This is a genomic window from Methylobacterium sp. 275MFSha3.1, from assembly GCF_900108435.1.
Classification (GTDB): Bacteria; Pseudomonadota; Alphaproteobacteria; order Rhizobiales; family Beijerinckiaceae; genus Methylobacterium.
This window is the reverse complement of the sequence record NZ_FNWP01000018.1, coordinates 40,649-61,843: the sequence shown is the minus strand read 5'-3', so window position 1 is coordinate 61,843 and position 21,195 is coordinate 40,649. Positions and strand designations below refer to the sequence as shown.

General features: G+C 72.6%; 18 protein-coding genes. 10 read left to right on the top strand and 8 right to left on the bottom strand.

Going from position 1 to position 21,195, the window contains the following annotated elements; genetic code table 11:
- Positions 1-82: 82 nt before the first annotated feature.
- A complete protein-coding gene (locus BLW78_RS20740) occupies positions 83-1,933 on the bottom strand; it encodes a L,D-transpeptidase family protein (protein ID WP_091681809.1) in 1,851 nt (616 codons plus the stop codon).
- A 384-nt stretch (positions 1,934-2,317) separates the two neighbouring features.
- Here BLW78_RS20740 and BLW78_RS20735 point away from each other — a divergent pair, with 384 nt between their 5' ends.
- Entirely contained in the window at positions 2,318-3,436 is a 1,119-nt protein-coding gene (locus BLW78_RS20735; RefSeq protein WP_091681807.1) for an acyltransferase family protein, read from the top strand.
- Here the strand turns inward: BLW78_RS20735 and BLW78_RS20730 are convergent.
- Positions 3,423-4,601, bottom strand: coding sequence for an endo-1,4-beta-xylanase (locus tag BLW78_RS20730; RefSeq protein ID WP_091681806.1), 1,179 nt, complete (start codon positions 4,599-4,601; stop codon positions 3,423-3,425). The genes BLW78_RS20735 and BLW78_RS20730 overlap by 14 nt on opposite strands.
- A 156-nt stretch (positions 4,602-4,757) precedes the next feature.
- Between BLW78_RS20730 and BLW78_RS20725 the strand changes: the two genes are divergently transcribed.
- Complete coding sequence (locus tag BLW78_RS20725) at positions 4,758-5,600, top strand: SDR family NAD(P)-dependent oxidoreductase (protein WP_091681804.1); 843 nt, start codon at positions 4,758-4,760, stop codon at positions 5,598-5,600.
- A gap of 147 nt (positions 5,601-5,747) precedes the next feature.
- Here the strand turns inward: BLW78_RS20725 and BLW78_RS20720 are convergent, their stop codons facing one another.
- Positions 5,748-6,035, bottom strand: a complete 288-nt coding sequence (locus tag BLW78_RS20720) for a GIY-YIG nuclease family protein (protein WP_091681802.1) — start codon at positions 6,033-6,035, stop codon at positions 5,748-5,750.
- 219 nt (positions 6,036-6,254) lie between these two features.
- Here BLW78_RS20720 and zwf point away from each other — a divergent pair, with 219 nt between their 5' ends.
- A complete protein-coding gene (zwf, locus tag BLW78_RS20715) occupies positions 6,255-7,727 on the top strand; it encodes a glucose-6-phosphate dehydrogenase (protein WP_091681801.1) in 1,473 nt (490 codons plus the stop codon).
- A 122-nt stretch (positions 7,728-7,849) separates the two neighbouring features.
- Complete coding sequence (locus tag BLW78_RS20710) at positions 7,850-8,050, top strand: hypothetical protein (RefSeq protein ID WP_056523710.1); 201 nt, start codon at positions 7,850-7,852, stop codon at positions 8,048-8,050.
- A 103-nt stretch (positions 8,051-8,153) separates the two neighbouring features.
- On the opposite strand, the gene BLW78_RS20705 is transcribed toward BLW78_RS20710, so the two are convergent.
- On the bottom strand, positions 8,154-9,668 hold the full coding sequence (locus BLW78_RS20705) for an OpgD/OpgG family glucan biosynthesis protein (protein ID WP_091681799.1): 1,515 nt from the start codon (positions 9,666-9,668) through the stop codon (positions 8,154-8,156).
- Between the two features lie 271 nt (positions 9,669-9,939).
- Between BLW78_RS20705 and mdoH the strand changes: the two genes are divergently transcribed.
- Together mdoH and BLW78_RS20695 are read left to right on the top strand one after the other, a co-directional pair.
- Positions 9,940-11,868: a glucans biosynthesis glucosyltransferase MdoH gene (gene mdoH, locus BLW78_RS20700; RefSeq protein WP_091681797.1), complete on the top strand. Its 1,929-nt coding sequence runs from the start codon at positions 9,940-9,942 to the stop codon at positions 11,866-11,868.
- A gap of 225 nt (positions 11,869-12,093) precedes the next feature.
- Entirely contained in the window at positions 12,094-12,759 is a 666-nt protein-coding gene (locus tag BLW78_RS20695; protein WP_091681796.1) for a L,D-transpeptidase, read from the top strand.
- 219 nt (positions 12,760-12,978) lie between these two features.
- Here the strand turns inward: BLW78_RS20695 and BLW78_RS20690 are convergent, their stop codons facing one another.
- Together BLW78_RS20690 and BLW78_RS20685 are read right to left on the bottom strand one after the other, a co-directional pair.
- Positions 12,979-13,299, bottom strand: a complete 321-nt coding sequence (locus BLW78_RS20690; protein ID WP_020093808.1) for a cupin domain-containing protein — start codon at positions 13,297-13,299, stop codon at positions 12,979-12,981.
- A gap of 173 nt (positions 13,300-13,472) precedes the next feature.
- Complete coding sequence (locus BLW78_RS20685) at positions 13,473-13,895, bottom strand: gamma-butyrobetaine hydroxylase family protein (protein ID WP_056523722.1); 423 nt, start codon at positions 13,893-13,895, stop codon at positions 13,473-13,475.
- An 81-nt stretch (positions 13,896-13,976) separates the two neighbouring features.
- On the opposite strand from BLW78_RS20685, the gene moaA reads away from it, so the two are divergent.
- Entirely contained in the window at positions 13,977-15,029 is a 1,053-nt protein-coding gene (moaA, locus tag BLW78_RS20680; protein WP_091681793.1) for a GTP 3',8-cyclase MoaA, read from the top strand.
- Between the two features lie 106 nt (positions 15,030-15,135).
- On the opposite strand, the gene radA is transcribed toward moaA, so the two are convergent.
- Both radA and alr read right to left on the bottom strand, forming a co-directional pair.
- Positions 15,136-16,572 carry a DNA repair protein RadA gene (gene radA, locus BLW78_RS20675; protein ID WP_091681792.1) on the bottom strand — a complete coding sequence of 479 codons (1,437 nt, stop codon included), beginning with the start codon at positions 16,570-16,572 and terminating at the stop codon, positions 15,136-15,138.
- Positions 16,573-16,617: 45 nt separating this feature from the next.
- On the bottom strand, positions 16,618-17,727 hold the full coding sequence (gene alr, locus BLW78_RS20670) for an alanine racemase (RefSeq protein ID WP_139307705.1): 1,110 nt from the start codon (positions 17,725-17,727) through the stop codon (positions 16,618-16,620).
- Positions 17,728-18,003: 276 nt separating this feature from the next.
- Here alr and BLW78_RS20665 point away from each other — a divergent pair, with 276 nt between their 5' ends.
- The 3 genes from BLW78_RS20665 (at position 18,004) to BLW78_RS20655 (ending at position 21,033) form a co-directional block, all read left to right on the top strand.
- Positions 18,004-18,612 carry a CvpA family protein gene (locus tag BLW78_RS20665; protein ID WP_056523728.1) on the top strand — a complete coding sequence of 203 codons (609 nt, stop codon included), beginning with the start codon at positions 18,004-18,006 and terminating at the stop codon, positions 18,610-18,612.
- Between the two features lie 131 nt (positions 18,613-18,743).
- Positions 18,744-20,219 carry an amidophosphoribosyltransferase gene (purF, locus tag BLW78_RS20660; protein ID WP_091681890.1) on the top strand — a complete coding sequence of 492 codons (1,476 nt, stop codon included), beginning with the start codon at positions 18,744-18,746 and terminating at the stop codon, positions 20,217-20,219.
- 64 nt (positions 20,220-20,283) lie between these two features.
- Positions 20,284-21,033 (top strand): SDR family NAD(P)-dependent oxidoreductase, encoded by a 750-nt coding sequence (locus BLW78_RS20655; protein ID WP_091681790.1) that lies wholly within the window; start codon positions 20,284-20,286, stop codon positions 21,031-21,033.
- Positions 21,034-21,195 lie beyond the last annotated feature (162 nt).

Genomic DNA, 21,195 nt, shown 5'->3' with positions numbered 1-21,195 from the left:
GGGGCGAACGCGCCTTCTGCAGGCCAATGGCCGGCCCGCCGGGATGTTCCGGCGTGCCGAGAATCGCATAGCTGGGTTGGCTTTAGCGGATAGGTTCGACGGATTCCAAACTGCGGCGCTCGGTAACGGGCCGCTCCGGCGACGGCTTCGCCGGTGCGGGCCTGACCGGCGCGGGCCCGACCGTTGCGGGCTTGGCCGCGGCAGCCCGCGCGGGAGCCGGCTTCGCGTCGTGGGCCGCACCGGGCCGGGGCGGGGCCGGCGCGGTGGCGGGGGCCGGCTTCGCGGCGTCCGCGCCCGCCGCGGGCGGGATCGCGCCGGTGGCGGCAGGCTCGGGCGCCGGCGTGTCGAGGTTGTAGATGTCGTCGCGGAAATGCGCCTTCCCGTCCGGCGTGGCGAAGCCGGTGAGGTACACGAAGGTGACCGGAATCGGCTTGGTGAGCTTGATGTCGCGGCGCTCGCCGTCGGCGATGCCGGTCTCGATCTCGATCGGCCCCCAGCTCGTGCCCGGCCCGTTGGGGCCGTCCGTGCCCTGCAGCAGCCAGCCGACCAGCTCCTTCACCTGTCCGACCCGGACGCAGCCGTGGCTGTGGAAGCGCACGCTCGCGGCGAAGAGCGACTTCGCCGGCGTATCGTGCATGTAGACGGCAAAGCGGTTCGGCATGTCGATCCGCACCTGGCCCAGCGAATTGTCGAGGCCGGAATCCTGGCGCAGCGTGTAGTTGACGGCCTTCTGGCCCGCCCAGTCGATCCGGGTCGGGTCGACCTCGCCCGCCGGGCCCAGGATCCGGATGCGGTTCTTGGCGAGGTAGCCCGGGTTCTTGCGCATCGCCGGGATGATCTCGTTCTTCACCACCGAGGCGGGGACGGTCCAGGTCGGGTTGAAGTTGATGTCGGTGATCCGCGTCTCGACGGACGGCGTCGCCTTGTCGGGGGAGCCGACCACCGCGACGTAGCGGCGCGCCACGGCGCCGTTCTCCACCGCCTCCACGGCGGCGGACGGGATGTTGACCACCACGTAGCGCTCGCCGAACGGGAATTTCGAGCCCATCAGCCGGGCCGCGGAGGCGGCGAGCTGGCGCTGGCGCACCGCGGCCGGCACGTTGAGCGCGTTGATCGTGAGCCGGCCAAGGATACCGCTGTCGGGCAGGCCGTGGCGGCCCTGGAAGGCGGCGATCGCCGCCACCAGGGGCGGGTCGAGGCGGTCGTTCGCGGGCGCATCCGCCGGCAGGTCGCCGGTCAGCGTCAGGTGGTGGCGCAGCGCGGGGACCGCCGGGTGGCGCTCGCCGGGCTTGAGGCGCGCGAGATCGTCTGGCAGCCGCTCCCAGCCCCCGGCCTCCGCGAAGGCCGCGTAGCGCTCGGCCGCCCGGAGTGTGTCGAGGAACGTCCGCGGCGTCAGCGTCGGGTTCGGGTCGGCGGAGACCTTGGCGTAGACCAGCGGCGCCGGCTCGCGGGACCTCTTCGCAGCTTCCTGAGGCTTGGCCGGCTGGGACTTGGTCTCGGCCGATCGGGCGTCGGACGCCTTGCTCTCCGACGCCTTGCTGTCCTGTGCCTTCGCGTCCTGTGCCTTCGCATCTTGCGCCTTGCCCTGCGCCGGGACGGGCTCTGGTGCGGCCTCGGTCGCCCGGGGCTCGGCCGGCCTGATCTCGGCCGGCCTGGTGTCGGCCCGCTTGGCCTCCGCCGGCTTGCCGGTCGCGCCCTTCGCCTCACCCTTCGCCTCCGGTGCGCGGGGCTCCTGGCTCTTCGCGGTCTCGCCCGCGGCGGGCGGCACCGCGACCGGCGCGGCGAGCGGCGGCACCGGCGCGGGGCCGCCCTGCGCCGCGCCGGTCCCCTGCGCCAGGGCGACGCCGGGCGCTCCGAGCAGGGCCAGCAGGGACAGGCCCGCACCCAGCGCGGCGTGCGGGCGGGCGTGACGGCGGGGCTGGACCGGGACCATACGCAACACTCCCGACGCGCTCAGGCGGCGCGACCGGGCCGGATGATGGGCCGGCGTGGTTACCAATCTCCTCCGACCCCGAGAGCGGGCAGGATCGGGATTCACGATCCCGCCATTGATTCATCCGCGTGTGACGTCGCGGATGTCGGTCGGCGTCAACGTCGCGCTCATACATTCATGCGTTGCTGGCTCCGGCGCCCACGTCTTTGCGCGCGGAGCTAAGCGATCCAGACGGCGCGACGCCGCCCGTCGTCGCGCTGCCCCGGGTCACTTCGCTCCGCCCGCGATGGCGGAGTAGGACACCTTCATCGAAGCGTTCCGTCGGACACCGCGTGGCCGGGCCGCCACGGCTGCCCAGGCCCGGACAGGAGATCGGTCCCCAGCATGCCGGATTCCGGTGATCCGATCCCGAAGACGATGCCCTACCTGCCGCAGCTCGACGGGGTGCGGGCGCTCGCCATCCTGATCGTGTTCGCGGCCCATTGCGGCTACGGGCACGTGGTGCCGGGCGGCTTCGGCGTGACCGTCTTCTTCTTCCTCAGCGGCTACCTGATCACCACGCTCCTGCGGATCGAGCGGGCGCGGACCGGAACGGTGTCGCTTCCCGCCTTCTACCTCCGGCGGAGCCTGCGCATCCTGCCGCCCATGTACCTGACCCTGCTCGCCTCCGGCGCGCTCTACGCGGCGGGGTGGCTCGACTGGATGCCGGTCGCGCCGGCGGCGGTCTTCGGGCAGGCGACCTTCCTGACGAACTATCCCGGCCTGTTCGGCACCGAGGCGGTGCTGCCGGTGCCGCTCTGGAGCCTCGCCATCGAGGAGCATTTCTACCTCGTCTTCCCGCTGGTCTTCCTGCTCTGGCTCGGGCGCCTGCGGCCGCGCCGCGCGGCCCTGGCCTGCCTGGGGCTCTGCGCGGCGGTCCTGGCGATCCGGTGCGTCAACGTCTGGCGGCTGCCGGATTACAGCCTGAACTACAGCTGGACCCACACCCGGATCGACGCGATCCTGTTCGGGTGCTGGCTCGGGCTGTGGAACAACCCGGTGGTCCCGGCCGACCGGGCGTGGCGCCCCGCGCCCTGGCACGTGGCGGCGAGCTTCGCGGTGATCCTCGGGACCCTGGCGGTCCGCGATCCCGCCTTCCGGGAGAGCCTGCGCTACACGCTCCAGAGCGCCGCCCTGTTCGTGCCCTTCGCGTACCTGCTGCACGGCGAGGGACCTCTGGTGCGGCTGCTGGCCAGCCGGCCGATGCGCCGGCTCGGGCTCTGGTCCTACAGCTTCTACCTCGCGCACATGACCGTGGTGGCCCTGGTGCTGCACCTGCGGCCCGGGCTGCACGGCGTCGGCCTGATGCTGGCGGCCTTCCCGGTGACCCTGCTGTGGTGCTGGGGCATGTACGGCCTCGTCGAGCGCCCCTGCGCGCGCCTCCGCCGCCGGCTCCTGGCGGATCGGCCGCCGGAGCCGAGCCTGGCCGAGGACGGCCGCCGGGCCGAGGTCACGCCCGCCTGAGCTTCTCGCGGGCGGCCCTGTGATCGGGCGCGGCCTCGAAGGCCGCCTTGATGGCGTGCCACAGGGGCTTGCGCCGGAACTGCGCGTCGAGCGGCAGCGCCCGCTGCGGCAGGCCGTCGGGCCGCTTGCGGTAGGGGTGGTCGTTCAGCCACGTGTCCGGGTCGTAGATGTCCCAGGTCAGGACGTCGAGGCAGGCGGGCTCGTCCAGCACCACGTCGAGGTAGCGGCGGGCGTAATCGGCCACCATCCGGTCGCGGGTCGCCACGTCGGACGGGAAGGCGCGGTCGTCGATGTCGAGCTCGGTGATCTCGATGCCGAGACCCATCTGGCCGATCTCCCGCAGGAAGCGCCGCAGCTGGCCCTGGTCGATCGGGATCGTGCTGGTGAGGTGCGACTGGAGCCCGAAGCGCCGGATCGGCACGCCCCGGGACCGCATCGCCTCCAGGCGGCGCAGGACCTTGGTGCGCTTGGCCTCCATCCAGGGCACGCCCTGCTCCACCGCGTCCTCGTTCCACGTGCCGGCGGCGGCCGGATCGGTCTCGTGCAGGATCCGGAAGGCGAGGTCGACGTAGCCGGGCCCGATCGCGGCGAGCCAGGGCGAGTCGCGCAGGCCGCCGCCGCGGTCGGGATCGGACTCGTTGCCGAGGATCTCGTTGACCACGTCCCAGGCGACGATCTGGCCGCGGTAATGGCCCGCCACCGTCTCGATCCAGCGCCGCATGAAGTCCTCGGCCTGGACGGCGCTCGCCCGGCCGAGCAGCGGTCCGACCCAGGGCGGCAGCGCCGCGTGCCAGACGAGCGTGTGGCCGCGCATGCGCTGGCCGTTCGCTCTCGCGAAGCGCAGGATGGCGTCGCCGCGGGCGAAGTCGGTCTTGCCCGGCGCCGGCAGGACCTCCTCCATCTTCATCTCGGTGCCGCAGACGAGGATGCCGCATTCCCGCGCCACCGCCTGCCGGTAGGCGGGCGTCGCGTCGAAGCGGTGGAACGGCACCTCGCAGCCGTATGTCAGGCCCTTGGCGGCCGCGGCGGCCTGGAGGCTGTCGGCCGACCAGGACGGCCGGCCGAGGGGACCGAACCCCGCCGGGCCGGCCGCGCGCGCCGCGCCGGCGAGGCCGAGGGCGGCCGCGCCGGCGAGGATCGACCGGCGGTGCGGGAGAGGGGGCATCCGGGTGCTTCGTTCCGTGACATGCCCGCCACCCTAGCAGAAGCCGCCGCGGCGGCGATCCGCAGGTTCTGCCGGGGCGGCGCGGGACCGCGGCGCGAACTCGCCTTCCGCCCGGGGCGCCCCATCTGATGGGCGCCCGTCAGCCGAGGATCCGTCATGAGCCAGCACCCCGCGATCAGTCCGGGCCGCAGCGCGGTCGTCACCGGGGCTGCGAGCGGCATCGGGCTCGCCGCCGCGCAGGCCTTCGCCCGGGCCGGCATGAACGTCTGGCTCGCCGACCTGCCGGGCCCGGCCCTGGACGCGGCCCGGGCCGCCGTCGCCGAACTCGCCGCCGTCGAGGTGCGCGCCGTGCCCACCGACGTGTCGGACCGGGGCGCCGTCGAGGCCCTGGCGGCCGCCGTCGCCAAGGGCGGGCCGCCCGCCCTGGTGATGCTGAACGCCGGGATCGAGGCCGGCGGAAAACTGTTCTCCGACGCCGACACTTGGACGCGGATCCTGGGCACGAATCTCGGCGGCGTGGTCAACGGCATCCACGCCTTCGCGCCCGGCATGATCGAGGGCGGCAGGCCGGGGGCGATCGTCGTCACGGGCTCGAAGCAGGGCATCACCACCCCGCCGGGCAACGCGCCCTACAACGTCTCCAAGGCGGGCGTGAAGGCGGTCACCGAGGCGCTCGCCCACGAGCTTCGCAACCGGGAGGGCTGCCACACCACCGCCCACCTGCTGATCCCGGGCTTCGTCTATACCGGGCTCACCAAGGCCCGCGGCGTCGCCGAGAAGCCCGCCGGGGCCTGGACGCCCGACGAGACCGTGGCCTTCCTGCTGGAGCGGCTCGCCGCCGGCGATTTCTACATCCTCTGCCCCGACAACGAGACCACGCGCGCCCAGGACGCGAAGCGGATCGCCTGGGCGTCCGGCGACATCGTCGAGAACCGGCCCGCCCTCTCGCGCTGGCATCCGGACTACGCCGAGGCGTTCAAGCGCTACATGGAGGGCTGAACCCCCGGCGGCCCGCTGCCCTGGGTCACTTCGCTCCGCTCGTGATGACGGAGGAGCGAGACCCGCTGCGTGACTGCGCGGGATGCCGCGTTCGCCGTCTTTGCGAGCGCAGCGAAGCAATCCAGGGATCCGCGACGCCGGACCCGTTCACGCGAGCTCGGGATACAGGTCGTTCCAGTCCGGATTCATCGCCTCGATCAGCGCGAGCTTCTTCTTCCGTGAGCCCGCCTTGATCTGCTTCTCGCGGGTGATGGCCTCATTCATCGTCGGATGGCGCTCGTACCAGACGAGGCGTTCGCAAGCGTAGCGGCTCGTGAAACCGGGAAGCAGCGCCTCGCGGTGCTCGTAGACCCGCCGTGCGAGGTTCGCGGTCACGCCGGTGTAGAGCGTGCCGTTGCGGCGGCTCGCCATGATGTAGACGGCCGGCTCGCGCATCGTGCTGTCCTTCGGCGCCGCCGCGCTGCCCTGCGTTGCTTCGCTGCGCTCGCAAGGACGGAGCGTGGCAGCGTGGACTTGCCCGGATCAGTCCCGGCCGCCCCCTGAACCGGACAGCGCTGGCCTGCGCCCCTCGTCTGGCGAAGCCCTTGCACACGGGCTAGGTCAGTGCGACGCAGCCGCCGCACGAGACCAGCGCACGACAACCGGGAGCCGCACTTGGCCACGATCATCCCCGTCGCTTCCTTCGACTGCGTCGTGTTCGGCGCCACCGGCGATCTGACCGCGCGCAAGCTCCTGCCGGCCCTGTTCTACCGATTCCGCGACGGCCAGATCCCCGAGACCAGCCGGATCATCGGCGCCTCGCGCTCGGAACTGTCCCTCGACGCCTTCCGCGAGCACGCCCGCGACGCGCTCAAGCGCTTCGTGCCGGCGTCCGACCTGTCCGACGACATGCTCCACCGCTTCCTCGACCACGTCGACTACGTCGCGGTGGACGGCGCCGGCGACAGCGGCTGGACCGACCTCGTCGCCAAGCTCGACGAGCGGCCCGACCAGGTCCGGCCCTACTACCTCGCCACCTCGCCCGACCTCTACGGCTCGATCTGCCGCAACCTCGCCGCCCACGGGCTCGTCGGCGAGAAGTCCCGCGTCGTGCTGGAGAAGCCGATCGGCAAGGACCTGAAATCGGCCCGGGCGATCAACGACGCGGTCGGCGAGGTCTTCCCCGAATCGCAGATCTTCCGGATCGACCACTATCTCGGCAAGGAGACGGTCCAGAACCTGCTCTCGCTCCGCTTCGCCAACACGATCTTCGAGCGGCTCTGGACCTCCGACGTGATCGACCACGTCCAGATCACGGTCGCCGAGACGGTGGGGGTCGAGGGCCGGGCCGGCTACTACGACACGTCGGGCGCGATGCGCGACATGCTGCAGAACCACATCCTGCAGCTCCTCTGCCTCACCGCCATGGAGAGCCCGCTCAATCTCGAGGCGAACTCCGTCCGCGACGAGAAGCTCAAGGTGCTGCGCGCCCTGAAGCCGATCACCAGTCAGGACATCCCGCTGGTGACGGTGCGCGGCCAGTACGTGGCGGGCGCCGTCGACGGCAAACCCGTCGAGGGCTACCTCGCCGAGCTCGGCCACGAGAGCCGGACCGAGACCTTCGTGGCCATGAAGGTCGAGATCCAGTCCGGGCGCTGGGCCGGGGTGCCGTTCTACCTGCGGACCGGCAAGCGCCTGCCCCAGAAGCTGTCCGAGATCGTGGTGCAGTTCCGCGCCTCGCCGTTCTCGATCTTCCCCGAGGAGGCCTTCGGCCGCGAGCCCAACCGCCTCGTGATCCGCCTGCAGCCGCAGGAGGGCATGAAGCTCGAGGTGATGACCAAGGACCCGGGGCCCGGCGGCCTGCGGCTGCGCCCGACCGACCTCGACATCTCCTTCGAGGAGACCTTCAAGCAGCGCTACCCCGACGCCTACGAGCGGCTGCTGATGGACGTGGTCCGCGGCAACGCGACGCTGTTCATGCGCCGCGACGAGGTCGAGGCCGCCTGGGCCTGGGCGGACGGCGTGCTCAAGGCCTGGGCCGACCGGCCCGAGGCGCCCCGGCCCTACCCGGCCGGGAGCTGGGGCCCGACCGCCGCCATCGCGCTGATCGAGCGCGACGGCCGGACGTGGCACGAGGAATTGCGGTAACGACGCGCCGCGGCTCACGGCCAAGCTGCCTTGATACGGTCAAGCCGGATGTGAAATCTGTCGGCGCTGCCGGATACCGCCCCGCCAGAGGGTGGAGACGGCGCAGCACGAGGGATCATCACATGCTGGACCATCATCGGGACGCGGCCGTCCAGGCCGAGCGTCGCCTGGAGCGTTCGGTCGCCGCCGCCCTCCGCGTCATCGCGGCCGCCCACGACGAGCGGCAGGCGCCGCCGGTCACCGCGGCCCGCCGCCGCCTGAGCGAGGTCTACGGCGCCACCCGCCTGGCCCGGCGCCTGGAGCAGGAGCGCCGGACCGCCTGAGACACGCCGTCTTCGCGAGCGCGGCGAAGCGGCCCAGTGTCGCGCCACCTTCGGGGATGTCGCGCCGCCCCGGGTCGCTTCGCCACGCGCGCGATGACGGAGCCTACACGGCGGCGTCCCAGGTCTCGCTGAGGGGTGCCGTGCCGCGGACCAGCCGGGCGCGCAGGACGACGTCGCCCGGCGGCACCGGCTCCGGCGGGCGCCACTCGACGTAGATCCGCCAGCCTCCGGTCTGCGGCACGAAGTTGGCCACCGGATCGTGCAGCGTGCCGGCGCTGGCCGAGACCTCCGCGGCGACCGCGTCGTCGGGACCCTTCGGCAGGCCCGGACCCTCGAAGTCGATGACGCAGAGCCGCCGCCGCGGGTCGGGCGGGTTCGACGGGCGCAGGCGCTCCGCCGAGCCGAGTCGCGTCGACGTCACCCGGGCGAGGGCGGTCTCCGGGATCGCCGGCACCGGCTCGGCCCCCACCGTGGTCAGCCCGTAGCGGACGTGCAGCGGCGCGCCGGGCTGCGCCGGGGCCGCCGGCACGAAGGCCGCCACGATGTTGTCCATGTACTCCTCGCCCGACGGGATCTCGAAGAGCTGCACGGCGCCGTCCGCGAAGGCGCCCCCGGCGGAATCCGGCGCCACCCACAGGCCCGGCCGCGCCTCGTGGCGCGCCTCCACGTCGAGGTAGGCCGCGAAGCTCCGCTCCCGCTGCAGCAGCCCGAAGCCGGCGAGCGGCCGGGCCGCGAAGGCGGAGATCTGCGGCTGCGCCCGCCCGTTGACCAGGGGCCGCCAGATCCGGTCGATCCGCGCCGGGTCGGCCCCGGCCGCGACGCAGAGCCCGTCGGAGTCGTGCACCTGCGGCCGGAAATCGTCGAACGGCTTGGCGCCCCGGGCCCCGGGCCCGTTCTGGCCGTACAGGAACATGCTGGTGAGCGGCGCCAGCCCGAGCTTCGGGAGCGCCCGGCGCGGGTAGAGCGCCGCCGTGACGGCGATCCGGGCCGGGTCGCCGGGCGCGATCTCGAACCGGTAGGCGCCGGCCACGCTCGGGCTGTCGAGGAGGGAGAGCACCGTGAGGGTGCGCGCCTCCGGCTCCGGCTCGCAGATCCAGTGGGCGACGAAGTCGGGGAATTCCTCGCCCTCCGGGGCGCCGGTGCCGATGGCGAGCCCCCGGGCCGAGAGCCCGTATTCCTGGTTCGCCGCCCGCAGGCGGAAGTAGGAGGCGCCCAGGAAGACGAGGAACTCCTCCTGGAAGCCCTTCGGCCGCCAGGCCGGCGTGTCCGGGAAGGCGTAGTGCAGGCGGAAGCCCGCGAAGCCGAGATCCGCCGGGAAGCCCTGGCCGGCGAGCCGCGTGCCCAGGTCGAACAGCCCCGTGTCGTAGGGGATCGGCCGCGCGGGCCCCCGGAGCGGCTGGAGGTGGAGCGCCACGCGCCGGCGCTGCAGGAAGCCGCGGTGGAACAGCTGGGCGCTGAAATGCGCGCCGAGCCGCAGGCCCGCGTCCGGCCGGAAGGTGATCGCCCGGTAGCCGTCATAGTCGAGGGCGGCGAGCGCCGGCGGCAGGTCCTCGGGCGGCGGGGCGTAGGGCACTGCGGCGCGCTGCGCCGCCTGCGCCGACAGGCTCTCGAAGGTCATCGCGTCGCCCTGCGGCGGAAGCGCCGGCCCGGCCCACGTTCTGGACCCATTCAGATCCGTCGCGCTAGGTAGAACCGTGCCGGCAGCCGCGGCCAGGACTGTTCGAAGAACGCGGCGCCGGGAGGGGGGATTGATCCGTTCGGCTTCCGGCGGCCTGGGCTGCCGGCTCGGCTCCGTATCCTCACCCCGCACATCGGTATCCACGGTCATCGGTTCCCGGCCCCGCACGGCCGGGCGGCCGGCAGCCTTCCACGGTCGAGTTCCTCGCGCCATGTCGTCACGCGTCACCTCCTCCGCCGAGCGGTCGCACCGGAACGCGGCTCCCGCCATACCCGATCCGTCGGAGAACGCAGCCTGCCGCGAGGTCTGGACCGACGCGCCGCGCGGCGCCCTGCGCGCCCGCCGCCTCGCCCTGGCCGTCCCGAGCCTCGCCACCGCCGGCGGCCTCGTCTGGCTCGCCGCGCTCGCCTACCCGGCGGGTGTCAGCCCGCTGGCCTGGGCGGTCCTGGTGCTGTTCGGCCTCGTGATGGGCTGGCAGGCCTTCGTCGCCTGCCAGTACGTCTACGGGTTCGTCGCGGCTCTCCTGGGCGATCGGGCGAAGTCCGCGCTGGAGCGCCGCTCCGAGCAGGCTGGCGCCGGCCCGGACGGGGCCGGTCGCACCGCCGCCGTGGTGGCAATCCACGCCGAGGACGCGGTCGCGGTCTTCGCCCGCCTGCGGGTGATGGCCCGGTCGCTCGCCCGCGCCGAGGCGCGGGGCATCGACATCTTCGTCCTCTCCGACACACGGGACGGCGCGATCGCCGCCGTGGAGGAGCACGAGTACGCCCGCATCCAGGCCTGGGCGGCCTCCGACCCGGCGCTGCCGCGGATCCGCTACCGGCGCCGGACGGAGAATGTCGGCCGCAAGGCCGGCAATATCGGCGAGTTCTGCCGCACCTACGGCGGCGAGTACGCCTTCATGATCGTGCTGGACGCCGACAGCCTGATGACCGGCGCGGCCATGGGCCGCCTCGTCGGGCTGATGCAGGCGAGCCCGCGCACCGGCCTGATCCAGACCGTCTCGTACGCGGCCGGCCGGGACACGCTCTTCGCCCGCATCCAGCAATTCGCCGTCCGCCTCTACGCGCCGCTGGCCCTGCGCTGCCTGGAGACCTGGCAGGGCCCGGAGGGCAGCTACTGGGGCCACAACGCGATCCTGCGGGTCGAGGCCTTCGCGGAGAACGCGCAGCTCCCGAAGCTCCCGGGCCGGGAGCCGCTCGGCGGCGAGATCCTGTGCCACGACATCGTCGAGGGCGCGCTGATGGTGCGCGCCGGCTGGGAGGTGCGGCTGCTGCCCGAGATGGGCGGCACCTGGGAGGAGATGCCCACCAACCTCGTCGACCTGCTGGGCCGCGAGCGCCGCTGGTGCCAGGGCAACCTCCAGCACCTGCGGGTGCTGCCCTGGGCGGGCCTTCACGGCGCGAGCCGCTGGCACCTCCTCGTCGGCATCCTCTCCTACGGGGTGCTGCCGCTCTGGATCGCCTTCCTGGGCCTCGCCGCGTGGCAGGCCGCCCGGACCGGCGATCTCGGCCTCCTGGCCTACGGGCTGACCGGGCAGGGCGCCGCCGCCCACGCGCTCGCCGCCCTCAGCGTCGCCGTGCTGGCCCTGCCCAAGCTCCTGAGCCTCGGCCACGTCCTCGCCTCCGCGGAGCGCCGGGCGGCCTTCGGCGGCACGCGGGCGCTGCTCGCGAGCGCCGCCCTGGAGCAGGCGGTGTGGGTGGTCCTGTGGCCGGTCCTGACCCTGTTCACCGCCGGCGCCGTGGTCTCGACCTTCTTCGGCCGGGTGGTCCGCTGGGAGACGCAGGACCGGGACGACCGGCAGGTCTCCTGGGCGGAGGCGTTCCGGCTCCAGGCCGACGCCGTGGTGGTCGGCGCGCTGATGGTGCTCGCCCTGGTCCTCGTCGGGAACCCGTGGCTCGCCCTCTGGCTGGCGCCGATCGCCCTGGCGCTGCTCACGAGCCCGGCCCAGAGCGTCTGGACCAGCCGGGCCGATCTCGGCCGCGCCGCCCGGGCGCGGGGCCTGTTCCTGAACGCCGACGACACCGCGCAGGCGCCGGAGCTCGCCGAACTCGCCCAGCTGCGCGGTCTGCCCGCCGCCCCGGCCCCGCTCCGCCCGGCCGCGCGCGAACCGGCGATCTGGCTCGCCGCCGACGAGGCCTGACGGGGGGCGCGAACGCGCGGATCCGCGCCCGTCATCCCGGCTCTTACGGCCAAGCTGCCACAGTGTTGCCATCGAGTCACGGGCGGGCGGAACCGCCCCGGCCGGGCGGTTTCAGGCTTGGATTTGAGGCGCGAGCGTTTACCCCTTGGCGAGGATCGGCACGGCATCGTGCCGCGGTCTTCGCCGCGTTCCCGCCATAGTCCGCGCCTGCCCCGAGAGGCTTTGATGCGTCGTTTTCTCCCCGCCCTGATCGGGCTTCTCGGCGCGGCCGCCTGCGCCGCGCCGGCACTGGCCTACGAGATCGACCCGCTGACCCGCCAGCCGCTGAACGACGCGCTCACCGTGCGCGTCCGCCCGCAGGCCGTCGAGACCGTCGCGGTGCCGGTGGCCAATGCTGCCCTGAACCCCGCCGACCCGCTGAGCGCCGACGCGGCGGTCCCGCAGATGTCGGCGATCCCGCGCGAGACGGTGGCCTATAACGGCCCCTACGGCGCCGGCACGATCGTCGTCTCCACCGCCGAGCGGCGGCTCTACTACGTGCTCGGCGGCGGCCAGGCCCTGCGCTACGGCGTCGGCGTCGGCCGGCCGGGCTTCACCTGGGGCGGTGTGCAGACCATCACGATGAAGCGCGAGTGGCCGGATTGGCGCCCGCCGTCGACCATGCTGAAGCGCCGGCCCGACCTGCCGCGCTACATGAAGGGCGGTCTCGAGAACCCGCTCGGCGCCCGCGCCATGTATCTCGGCGGCTCGATTTACCGCATCCACGGCTCCAACGAGCCGGAGACGATCGGCACGGCCGTCTCGTCGGGCTGCATCCGCATGACCAACGACGACGTGACGGACCTCTACACCCGCGCCAAGGTCGGCACGAAGGTCATCGTCCAGCGCTGATTCCTTTCGGAGCTTCGACGAGGGGGCCGGCCGCGAGGTCGGCCCTTTTCGCGTTTCGTAGGGTTTCCGGTCGATGGCTTCGGCGCGGCCGTCTTTGCGAGCGGAGCGAAGCAATCCAGCGGCGCCACGCCTGCAGAGGTCGCGCTGCCCTGGGTCACTTCGCTTCGCTCGTGATGACGGGATAGGCACATCAACCGAAGCGTTCAAACGGAAACCGGATCAGGGCAGCGTGACCAGCGCGTCCGGACGCTTCACCTCGATCTCGACGAACGCGATCGGGTGGTCGGATCCGTTCATCACGTCGTGTCGGATGCCCGCGGGACGCATGTACGATTGCCCGGCCGCGAGCGCCGTCTCGCTGACTGCCGCGCCGTCGTGGACGCGCAGGATCCCGTCCACCAGCATCACCACGAAGTAGGGCCAGCCGTGCTCGTGCCAGCCGGTCACGCCGCCGGGCGGGAAATCCCAGCGGGTGATGCGCACAGCGGCGTCGTCCTGCTGGATCGTGGGCGTCGCGGGGATGGTGCAGGCGAAGGCCATGGCGGCTCCGAAGGTGCGGGCTGACGGGTGCGCGGCTCGACGCCGCCGTCATCGCGAGCGCAGCGAAGCGACCCAGGGATGCGCGACGCCGAAAATCGTGGCGTCACTCTGGATTGCTTCGCTCCGCTCGCAAAGACGAGGCTCGGGGCCGGAGTGAGCGGGAGCGGCTGCCCTCAGTGGCAGCCGCACGAGCCCGACCCGCAGCCCCCGCCCTGCTTTACCGGGGCGGTGCGCGCGGTCTCGCGGTCGAGGCCGCGCTCGGCGAGCTCGCCGAGATAGGTGTTCCAGCGCGTCTCGTACTCGCGGCCCAGGGTGTGGAGGTAGCCCCAGCCGTAGATGCCGGTGTCGTGCATGTCGTCGAAGCCGAGCTTCACCGCGTAGTTGCCGACCGGCTCCACCGCCAGGATCGCCACGGCGCGCTTGCCGCCGATCACCTTCCGCTCCAGCGGCGAGTGCCCCTGCACCTCGGCCGAGGGGCTCGACACCCGCAGGTACTCGGCCGGCAGGGCGTAGCGGGCCCCATCCTCGAAGGCGACGTTGAGCACCCGCCGGTCGGCCGACAGGCGGATCTCGGTCGGCCACAGATCCTCGCTCACGGGTCACACTCCTCACGCAATCCGGGACTGCGGCGCGGGATCGGCTTGCCCGCGACCGCCGGTGGCATCATATGCCGGACGATGCTCGATGACAGCTCCCTGACGCCGCAGACGTCCGCTCTCGGCGCGCCCGCCGAGCCCGCGCCGCTGATCGACCCGTTTCAGCGGGCGATCTCGTACCTGCGCATCTCGGTGACGGATCGCTGCGACCTGCGCTGCGCCTACTGCATGTCCGAGCACATGGAGTTCCTGCCCAAGCGCGACCTGCTGACCCTGGAGGAGCTGGACCGGCTCTGCAGCGTGTTCATCGCCCGGGGCGTGCGCAAGCTCCGGATCACCGGCGGCGAGCCGCTCGTGCGCCGCGACATCATGCACCTGTTCCGCCGGCTCTCGCGCCACCTCGATTCGGGGGCGCTGGAGGAGCTGACGCTCACCACCAACGGCACGCAGCTCACGCGCTACGCCGACGAGCTGGCGAGCCTGGGCGTGCGCCGGATCAACGTCTCGCTCGACACCCTCGATCCGGACAAGTTCCGGGAGATCACCCGCCGCGGCGACCTGAAGGTGGTGCTCGATGGCATCGCGGCGGCGCGGGCCGCCGGGATGAAGGTGAAGATCAACGCCGTGGCGCTGCGCGACGTCAACGCCGACGAGATCCCCGGCATGATCGCCTGGGCCCACGGCCTCGGCATGGACATGACGCTGATCGAGGTCATGCCGCTCGGCGAGATCGAGGCGGACCGGACCGACCAGTTCCTGCCCCTGTCGGTCGCCCGGCAGCGCCTGGAGACCCGCTACACCCTGACGCCGCTGCCCGACCGCACCGGTGGCCCGGCGCGCTACGTGCGGGTCGAGGAGACCGGCGGGAAGCTCGGCTTCATCACACCGCTGACCCATAATTTCTGCGAGAGCTGCAACCGGGTCCGCCTGACCTGCACGGGCCAGCTCTACATGTGCCTCGGCCAGGAGGATTCGGCCGACCTGCGCGCGGTCCTGCGCGCCTCCCAGGACGACGCGGTGCTGGCCGCGGCGGTGGTCGAGGCGATCACCCGCAAGCCCAAGGGCCACGACTTCGTCATCGAGCGCCAGCGCCCGGCCGCCGTGCCGCGGCACATGAGCGTGACGGGGGGCTGACCGCCTCCGTCCTTGCGAGCGCAGCGAAGCAATCCAGTGCAGCGGGCCCTTCCCGGACGTAGCGCATCCCTGGATTGCTTCGCTGCGCTCGCAAGGACGGGAGCGCTCACATCTCCTCGTCGGCGTAGCGGGCCTGCTGCCGCCCGCGCTGGCCGGATCCCCGCCGCGGCGCGCCCGCGCTGATCCCCGCCACCAGGTCGGCGATGTGGCGGAGCGTCTCCACGGAGAGCGCCTTCTCGCCCTCGCCGCGGCCCTGCGGGATCAGCGCCTTGGCGAAGCCGAGCTTCTGCGCCTCCTTCAGCCGGGAGCCGGCCTGCGCCACGGGCCGGATCGCCCCCGACAGGCCGATCTCGCCGAAATAGACCGTCTCGGGCGGCAGCACCGCCCCCGACAGCGACGAGACGAGCGCCGCCGCCACCGCCAGATCCGCTGCCGGCTCGGTGATGCGTAAGCCTCCGGCAACATTCAAATAAACGTCGTGGCTGCCGAGCCGGATGCCGCCGTGGGCCTCCAGCACGGCGAGCACCATCGACAGCCGGTTCGGGTCCCAGCCGACCACGGCGCGCCGGGGCATGCCGAGCGACGAGGGCGCGACGAGCGCCTGGATCTCCACCAGCAGCGGCCGCGTCCCCTCCATGCCGGCGAAGACCGCGGTGCCCGCCGCCTGATGGTCGCGGCCCGCCAGGAACAGCGCCGACGGATTCGGCACCTCGCTGAGGCCGGCATCGGTCATCTCGAACACGCCGATCTCGTCGGTGGGCCCGAACCGGTTCTTCACGGCGCGCAGGATGCGGAAATGGTGGCCCTGGTCGCCCTCGAAGGAGGCGACCGCGTCGACCATGTGCTCCACCACGCGGGGACCGGCGATCTGCCCGTCCTTGGTGACGTGGCCGACCAAGATCACCGCCGTGCCGGTGGTCTTGGCGAAGCGGATCAGCGCCTGCGCGGAGGAGCGCACCTGCGTGACCGTGCCGGGGGCCGATTCCACCGTCTCGGTCCACATGGTCTGGATCGAGTCGATGATCGCGAGCGCGGGCGGGCGCCCCTGGCTCAGGGTCTCGACGATGTCCTCGACGTTGGTCTCGGCGGCGAGCTGGACCGGGCGCGCGCTCAGGCCCAGCCGCTCGGCCCGCAGGCGCACCTGTCCGACCGCCTCCTCGCCCGAGATGTAGGCGACCCGCTCGCCCGTGCCCGCCATGGCGGCCGAGGCCTGCATCAGCAGGGTCGACTTGCCGATGCCAGGATCGCCGCCGAGCAGGATCACCGAGCCGCGCACGAAGCCGCCCCCGGTCACCCGGTCGAGCTCGCCGATCCCCGAGGGGATGCGCGGCGCCTCCTTGGCCTCGCCGGTCAGGCCCTCGAGGGGGAAGACCCGGCCGCGATTGCGCGACGGCCGGGTCGCGGCGGGGCCGGACTGGCCGGGGGCTGAGGGCGCCTCCTCGACGATCGTGTTCCAGCCGTTGCAGGCCTCGCAGCGCCCGCGCCAGCGATTGTAGACCGCCCCGCAGGACTGGCAGACGAAGGTCTGGTGGATCTTGGCCATTCGGGTCCGGGCGCCGGCCGTCCGGCGTGTCAGGATGGAGTCGCGTCAGCCTACATAAGTTCGAACATACCGAGAACCCAGCCCCGTCAGGATCTCGTACCCGATCGTGCCGCCGGCGCGGCCGACCGCGTCGATGTCGAGGCTGTCGCCGATCAGCACCGCCTCCGCCCCGCGCCGGGCCGCGGGCGCCGCCGTGACGTCGAGGATGATCAGGTCCATGGAGACGAGGCCCAGGATCGGGCACGGGACGCCCCCGACCAGCGCCTGGCCGCGCCCGCTGATCGCCCGGGGGAAGCCGTCGGCGTAGCCGAGCGAGAGCGTCGCCAGCCGGCTCGGCGCGGCGGCGGTCCAGCGGCCGTTATAGCCCGCGGTGGCACCGGCCGCGACGCCGCGCACCTGCGCGATCGCCGCCTCCAGCCGCACCACCGGGCGCATCGGGTTCGCGGCGCCCGGCGTCGGGTTGCCGCCGAACAGGGCGTAGCCCGGCCGCAGCAGGTCGTGCCGGGCCCCGTCGAGGAAGATTCCCGACGAGTTCGCCAGCGAGGCCCGGAGCCCGGGATAGGCGGCCCGGACCCGCGCGAAATCGGCGATCTGCCGGGCGTTGACCGGGTCCTCCGGCTTCTCGGCGCTGACGAAGTGGCTGAGGAGCAGGTCGATCCCGGCCGCCGCGATCCGCGCGTCCCCGGCGAGGTCCAGCGCCTCGGGCACCGACAGGCCGAGCCGGTTCATGCCGGTATCGACGTGGAGCGCCGCGGGCGGCCGGTTCCCCGGGAACGCTGCCCAGTCCGACAGCTCCTCGACGCTGCCGAGCACCGGGCGCAGACCGTGGGCCGCGAAGGCCGCCGCGGCGCCCGGGGGCAGACCGTTCAGCACGTAGATCGCGGCCTCCGGCAGGGCGGCCCGGGCGGCGACGCCCTCGGACAGGTGCGCGACGAAGAAGGTCCGGCAGCCGGCGGCCCACAGGGCCGGCCCGACGCGGCCGACGCCGCAGCCGTAGGCGTCGGCCTTCACCACGGCGGCGCAGTCGGCGCCCGCGCCGCGGGCCGCCAGGATCCGCCAGTTGGCCGCGATCGCCCCGAGGTCGATCGTCAGCCGGGCGCCGTGGGCGCCGATCTCCGTCACAGGTCCGGCCTCGGACACGCGGAACGCCTCCATCCATTCGCCACCGGGAGTCCGGACGCGCGGACCGGACCCCGGGCGCGACCCATAGCACCGGGACGGTGCCCGGGTGGAGCCGGGCATTCCGCGCGGCGGCGCGCGCCACGGTGATCGGCGCGTCCGATGCACGGTCTGATGCACGGACGGCACAGGCGCGCGATCAGGCGGGCGCGCCAGGGTGACGGCCGAGGTCGGGCTTGGTATAAATCCGCCGCGGCCCGGGGGAGCCGCACGGCCGACGCGCTATCCCCGCGGGTACCAAAAAGCTCAACGATGCCGTTTACCGTCCTGGATCTCGCCGTGCTCGGCATCGTCGCGGTCTCCGCGCTGCTCGCGGCCGTGCGTGGTGTGACCCGCGAGGTCCTGGCGATCGTCGCCTGGGTGGCGGCCGCCGCGGTCGCGTGGACGCTCCACCCCATGCTGCTGCCCACCGTGAAGCAGCACGTGAACAGCGACACCGTGGCGCTCGTCGCCTCGATCGCGGCGATCTTCCTCGGCACCCTGATCGTCGTGTCGATCATCACGGTGAAGATCTCCGACGTCGTGCTCGACTCGCGGATCGGCGCGGTCGACCGCTCGCTCGGCTTCCTGTTCGGCGCGGCCCGCGGCTTCCTGATCTGCGTGATCGGCTGGGTGTTCCTGTCGTGGCTGGTGCAGGGCAAGGTGCCGGACTGGGCCGCCCAGGCCCGCACGCGCCCGATGCTGGAGAAGTCCGGCGACGCCCTGGTGGCGCAGCTGCCCGAGAATCCGGAAGGCTTCCTCAAGCAGTTCAAGAAGCCGAAGACCGGCGCGCCGCCGAGCGATTCCGCCGACGCCCCGGCCGAGACCGACGCGGCGCCGCAGCGCCGGACCGAGACCGCGCCGACCCCGACGCGACGCTGATCTGCGGTATTCGCCGTAGGTCTCGTCGCGCGGAACGCCTAGATAGCGGTTCCGGTGGTGTACGGATTGCTTCCGCGACGACCGGCGCGCCGGCCCGTCGCCGCCGGGATCTGTGAGTGATCGACAGCCCCATGTCACACGCCGCCGCCTCCACCGACACCTTCGATCTCGATCTCGACGGCGACACGCTCCGCGAGGAGTGCGGCGTCTTCGGCATCTTCGGCCATCCGGACGCCTCGGCGATCGTCGCGCTCGGCCTGCACGCCCTGCAGCACCGGGGCCAGGAGGCGGCCGGCATCGTCTCCTTCGACGGCTCGGTGTTCCACTCCGAGCGCCGCCCCGGCCTCGTCGGCGATTCCTTCTCGGACGGGGACACGATCGCCCGCCTCAAGGGCCGCGCCGCCATCGGGCACGTGCGCTACTCGACCACCGGCGGGACGATCCTGCGCAACGTCCAGCCGCTCTTCGCCGAGCTCGCCAGCGGCGGCCTCGCGGTCGCCCACAACGGCAACCTGACCAACGCCCTGTCGATCCGCCGCGACCTCGTGCGCGACGGCGCGATCACGCAGTCGACCTCCGACACCGAGGTGATCCTGCACCTCGCGGCCCGCTCGCGGAAGCCGCGGATCATCGAGCGCTTCATCGACGCCCTGCAGGCGATCCAGGGCGCCTACGCGATCGTGGCGCTCACCAACAAGAAGCTGATCGGTGCCCGCGACCCGCTGGGCATCCGCCCGCTGGTGCTGGGCGAGCTCGACGGCCGCTACATGCTGGCCTCCGAGACCTGCGCGCTCGACATCATCGGCGCCCGGTTCGTGCGCGACATCGAGAACGGCGAGATCGTGGTGATCTCCGAGGAGGGGATCGAGTCGATCCGCTTCGCCGACGCCGTGCCGATGCGGCCCTGCATCTTCGAGTACATCTACTTCGCCCGGCCGGACTCGGTGGTGAACGGCAAGAGCGTCTACGCGGTGCGCAAGGCGATCGGCCGGGAGCTGGCCCGCGAGGCCGCGGCGCCCGCCGACATCGTCGTGCCGGTGCCGGATTCCGGGGTGCCTGCGGCGCTCGGCTTCTCGCAGGAGACCGGGATCCCGTTCGAGATGGGGATCATCCGCAACCACTATGTCGGCCGGACCTTCATCCAGCCGACCCAGTCGGTGCGCGAGCTCGGCGTGCGGATGAAGCACTCGGCCAACCGCGCGGCGATCGAGGGCAAGAGCATCGTCCTCGTGGACGACAGCCTCGTGCGCGGCACGACCTCGGTGAAGATCGTCCGAATGATGCGCGAGGCCGGCGCCGCGGAGGTGCATTTCCGGATCGCCTCGCCGCCGATCACCTACCCGGACTTCTACGGGATCGACACGCCCGAGCGGGAGAAGCTGCTCGCCGCGACCCACGATCTCGAGGCCATGCGCAAGTATATCGGCGCCGATTCGCTGGCCTTCCTGTCGATTCCCGGCCTCTACCGGGCGATGGGCGAGGAGGCGCGCAACGCGGCCTGCCCGCAATACACCGACCACTGCTTCACGGGCGACTACCCGACCGGCCTGACCGACCTGTCCATCGCCGGCCCGAAGCGCTTCGCCATGCTGGCCGAGGCCGACTGACAGGATCCGGCCGTTTCGCGCGATCGGGCATCCCCTGCGCGCGGAAATGCGCTAGGTCCTCGCCATGGCTGAGTCTCAGAGAATCCTGGAAGGCCGCGTCGCGGTCGTCACCGGCGCGTCCCGCGGCATCGGGCGCGCCGCCGCCCTGGCGCTGGCCGGGGCCGGCGCGCACGTCATCGCGGTGGCCCGGACCGTGGGCGCCCTCGAGGAGCTCGACGACGCCGTCCGGGCGGCCGGCTCCAGCGCCACCCTGGTGCCGTTCGACCTCGCCGACTACGACGCGATCGACCGCCTGGGCGCGGCGATCAACGAGCGCTGGAAGCGCCTCGACATCCTGGTCGCCAATGCCGGCATCCTCGGCGCGCTCATGCCGATCGGCCACATCACCCCGAAGATCTGGGGGCAGGTGATGGACGTGAACGTCACCGCCAACTGGCGCCTGATCCGCTCCCTCGACCCGCTGCTGCGCATGTCGGACGCCGGCCGGGCGATCTTCGTCTCGTCCGGGGCCGCCTCGAAGTGCCGGCCCTACTGGGGGCCCTACTCGGTCTCGAAGGCGGCGCTGGAGGCCCTGGTGCGGACCTACGCGGCCGAGAACGAGAGCGCGGCGATCCGGGCCATGCTGCTCAATCCGGGCCCCCTGCGGACCGGCATGCGCCGCTCGGCCATGCCCGGCGAGGATCCCGAGACCCTCCGGACGCCCGAGGAACTCGCGCCTCATTTCGTGCGGCTCGCGTCCCCGGACTGGACCGAGACCGGGAAGCTCTACGATTTCCCCACCGACCGGGTGCTGAGTTTCCGCGCACCCGAGTGAGCCCCTGCGCTGTTATTCGAACGCACATCCCACCGCCTGCCTCATCCTGAAGTGCCGGAGCGAAGCGGAGGCCTCGAGAGAACGGCTCGGAGGTCGCGCGATCCCTGGAGTCCTCCTTCGCGGTCCGCTCGCGCGGGCATCTCGGGATGAGGGGTTGTATGG

Coding starts and splice junctions, on each gene's coding strand:
- BLW78_RS20655 (WP_091681790.1), top strand. CDS start 20,284: ATGGCTGAGTCTCAGAGAATCCTGGAAGGCCGCGTCGCGGTCGTCACC.
- BLW78_RS20735 (WP_091681807.1), top strand. CDS start 2,318: ATGCCGGATTCCGGTGATCCGATCCCGAAGACGATGCCCTACCTGCCG.
- radA (WP_091681792.1), bottom strand. CDS start 16,572: ATGGCCAAGATCCACCAGACCTTCGTCTGCCAGTCCTGCGGGGCGGTC.
- moaA (WP_091681793.1), top strand. CDS start 13,977: ATGCTCGATGACAGCTCCCTGACGCCGCAGACGTCCGCTCTCGGCGCG.
- BLW78_RS20740 (WP_091681809.1), bottom strand. CDS start 1,933: ATGGTCCCGGTCCAGCCCCGCCGTCACGCCCGCCCGCACGCCGCGCTG.
- BLW78_RS20710 (WP_056523710.1), top strand. CDS start 7,850: ATGCTGGACCATCATCGGGACGCGGCCGTCCAGGCCGAGCGTCGCCTG.
- BLW78_RS20725 (WP_091681804.1), top strand. CDS start 4,758: ATGAGCCAGCACCCCGCGATCAGTCCGGGCCGCAGCGCGGTCGTCACC.
- alr (WP_139307705.1), bottom strand. CDS start 17,727: ATGGAGGCGTTCCGCGTGTCCGAGGCCGGACCTGTGACGGAGATCGGC.
- purF (WP_091681890.1), top strand. CDS start 18,744: ATGTCACACGCCGCCGCCTCCACCGACACCTTCGATCTCGATCTCGAC.
- BLW78_RS20705 (WP_091681799.1), bottom strand. CDS start 9,668: ATGACCTTCGAGAGCCTGTCGGCGCAGGCGGCGCAGCGCGCCGCAGTG.
- BLW78_RS20730 (WP_091681806.1), bottom strand. CDS start 4,601: ATGCCCCCTCTCCCGCACCGCCGGTCGATCCTCGCCGGCGCGGCCGCC.
- BLW78_RS20690 (WP_020093808.1), bottom strand. CDS start 13,299: ATGGCCTTCGCCTGCACCATCCCCGCGACGCCCACGATCCAGCAGGAC.
- BLW78_RS20695 (WP_091681796.1), top strand. CDS start 12,094: ATGCGTCGTTTTCTCCCCGCCCTGATCGGGCTTCTCGGCGCGGCCGCC.
- mdoH (WP_091681797.1), top strand. CDS start 9,940: ATGTCGTCACGCGTCACCTCCTCCGCCGAGCGGTCGCACCGGAACGCG.
- BLW78_RS20665 (WP_056523728.1), top strand. CDS start 18,004: ATGCCGTTTACCGTCCTGGATCTCGCCGTGCTCGGCATCGTCGCGGTC.
- BLW78_RS20720 (WP_091681802.1), bottom strand. CDS start 6,035: ATGCGCGAGCCGGCCGTCTACATCATGGCGAGCCGCCGCAACGGCACG.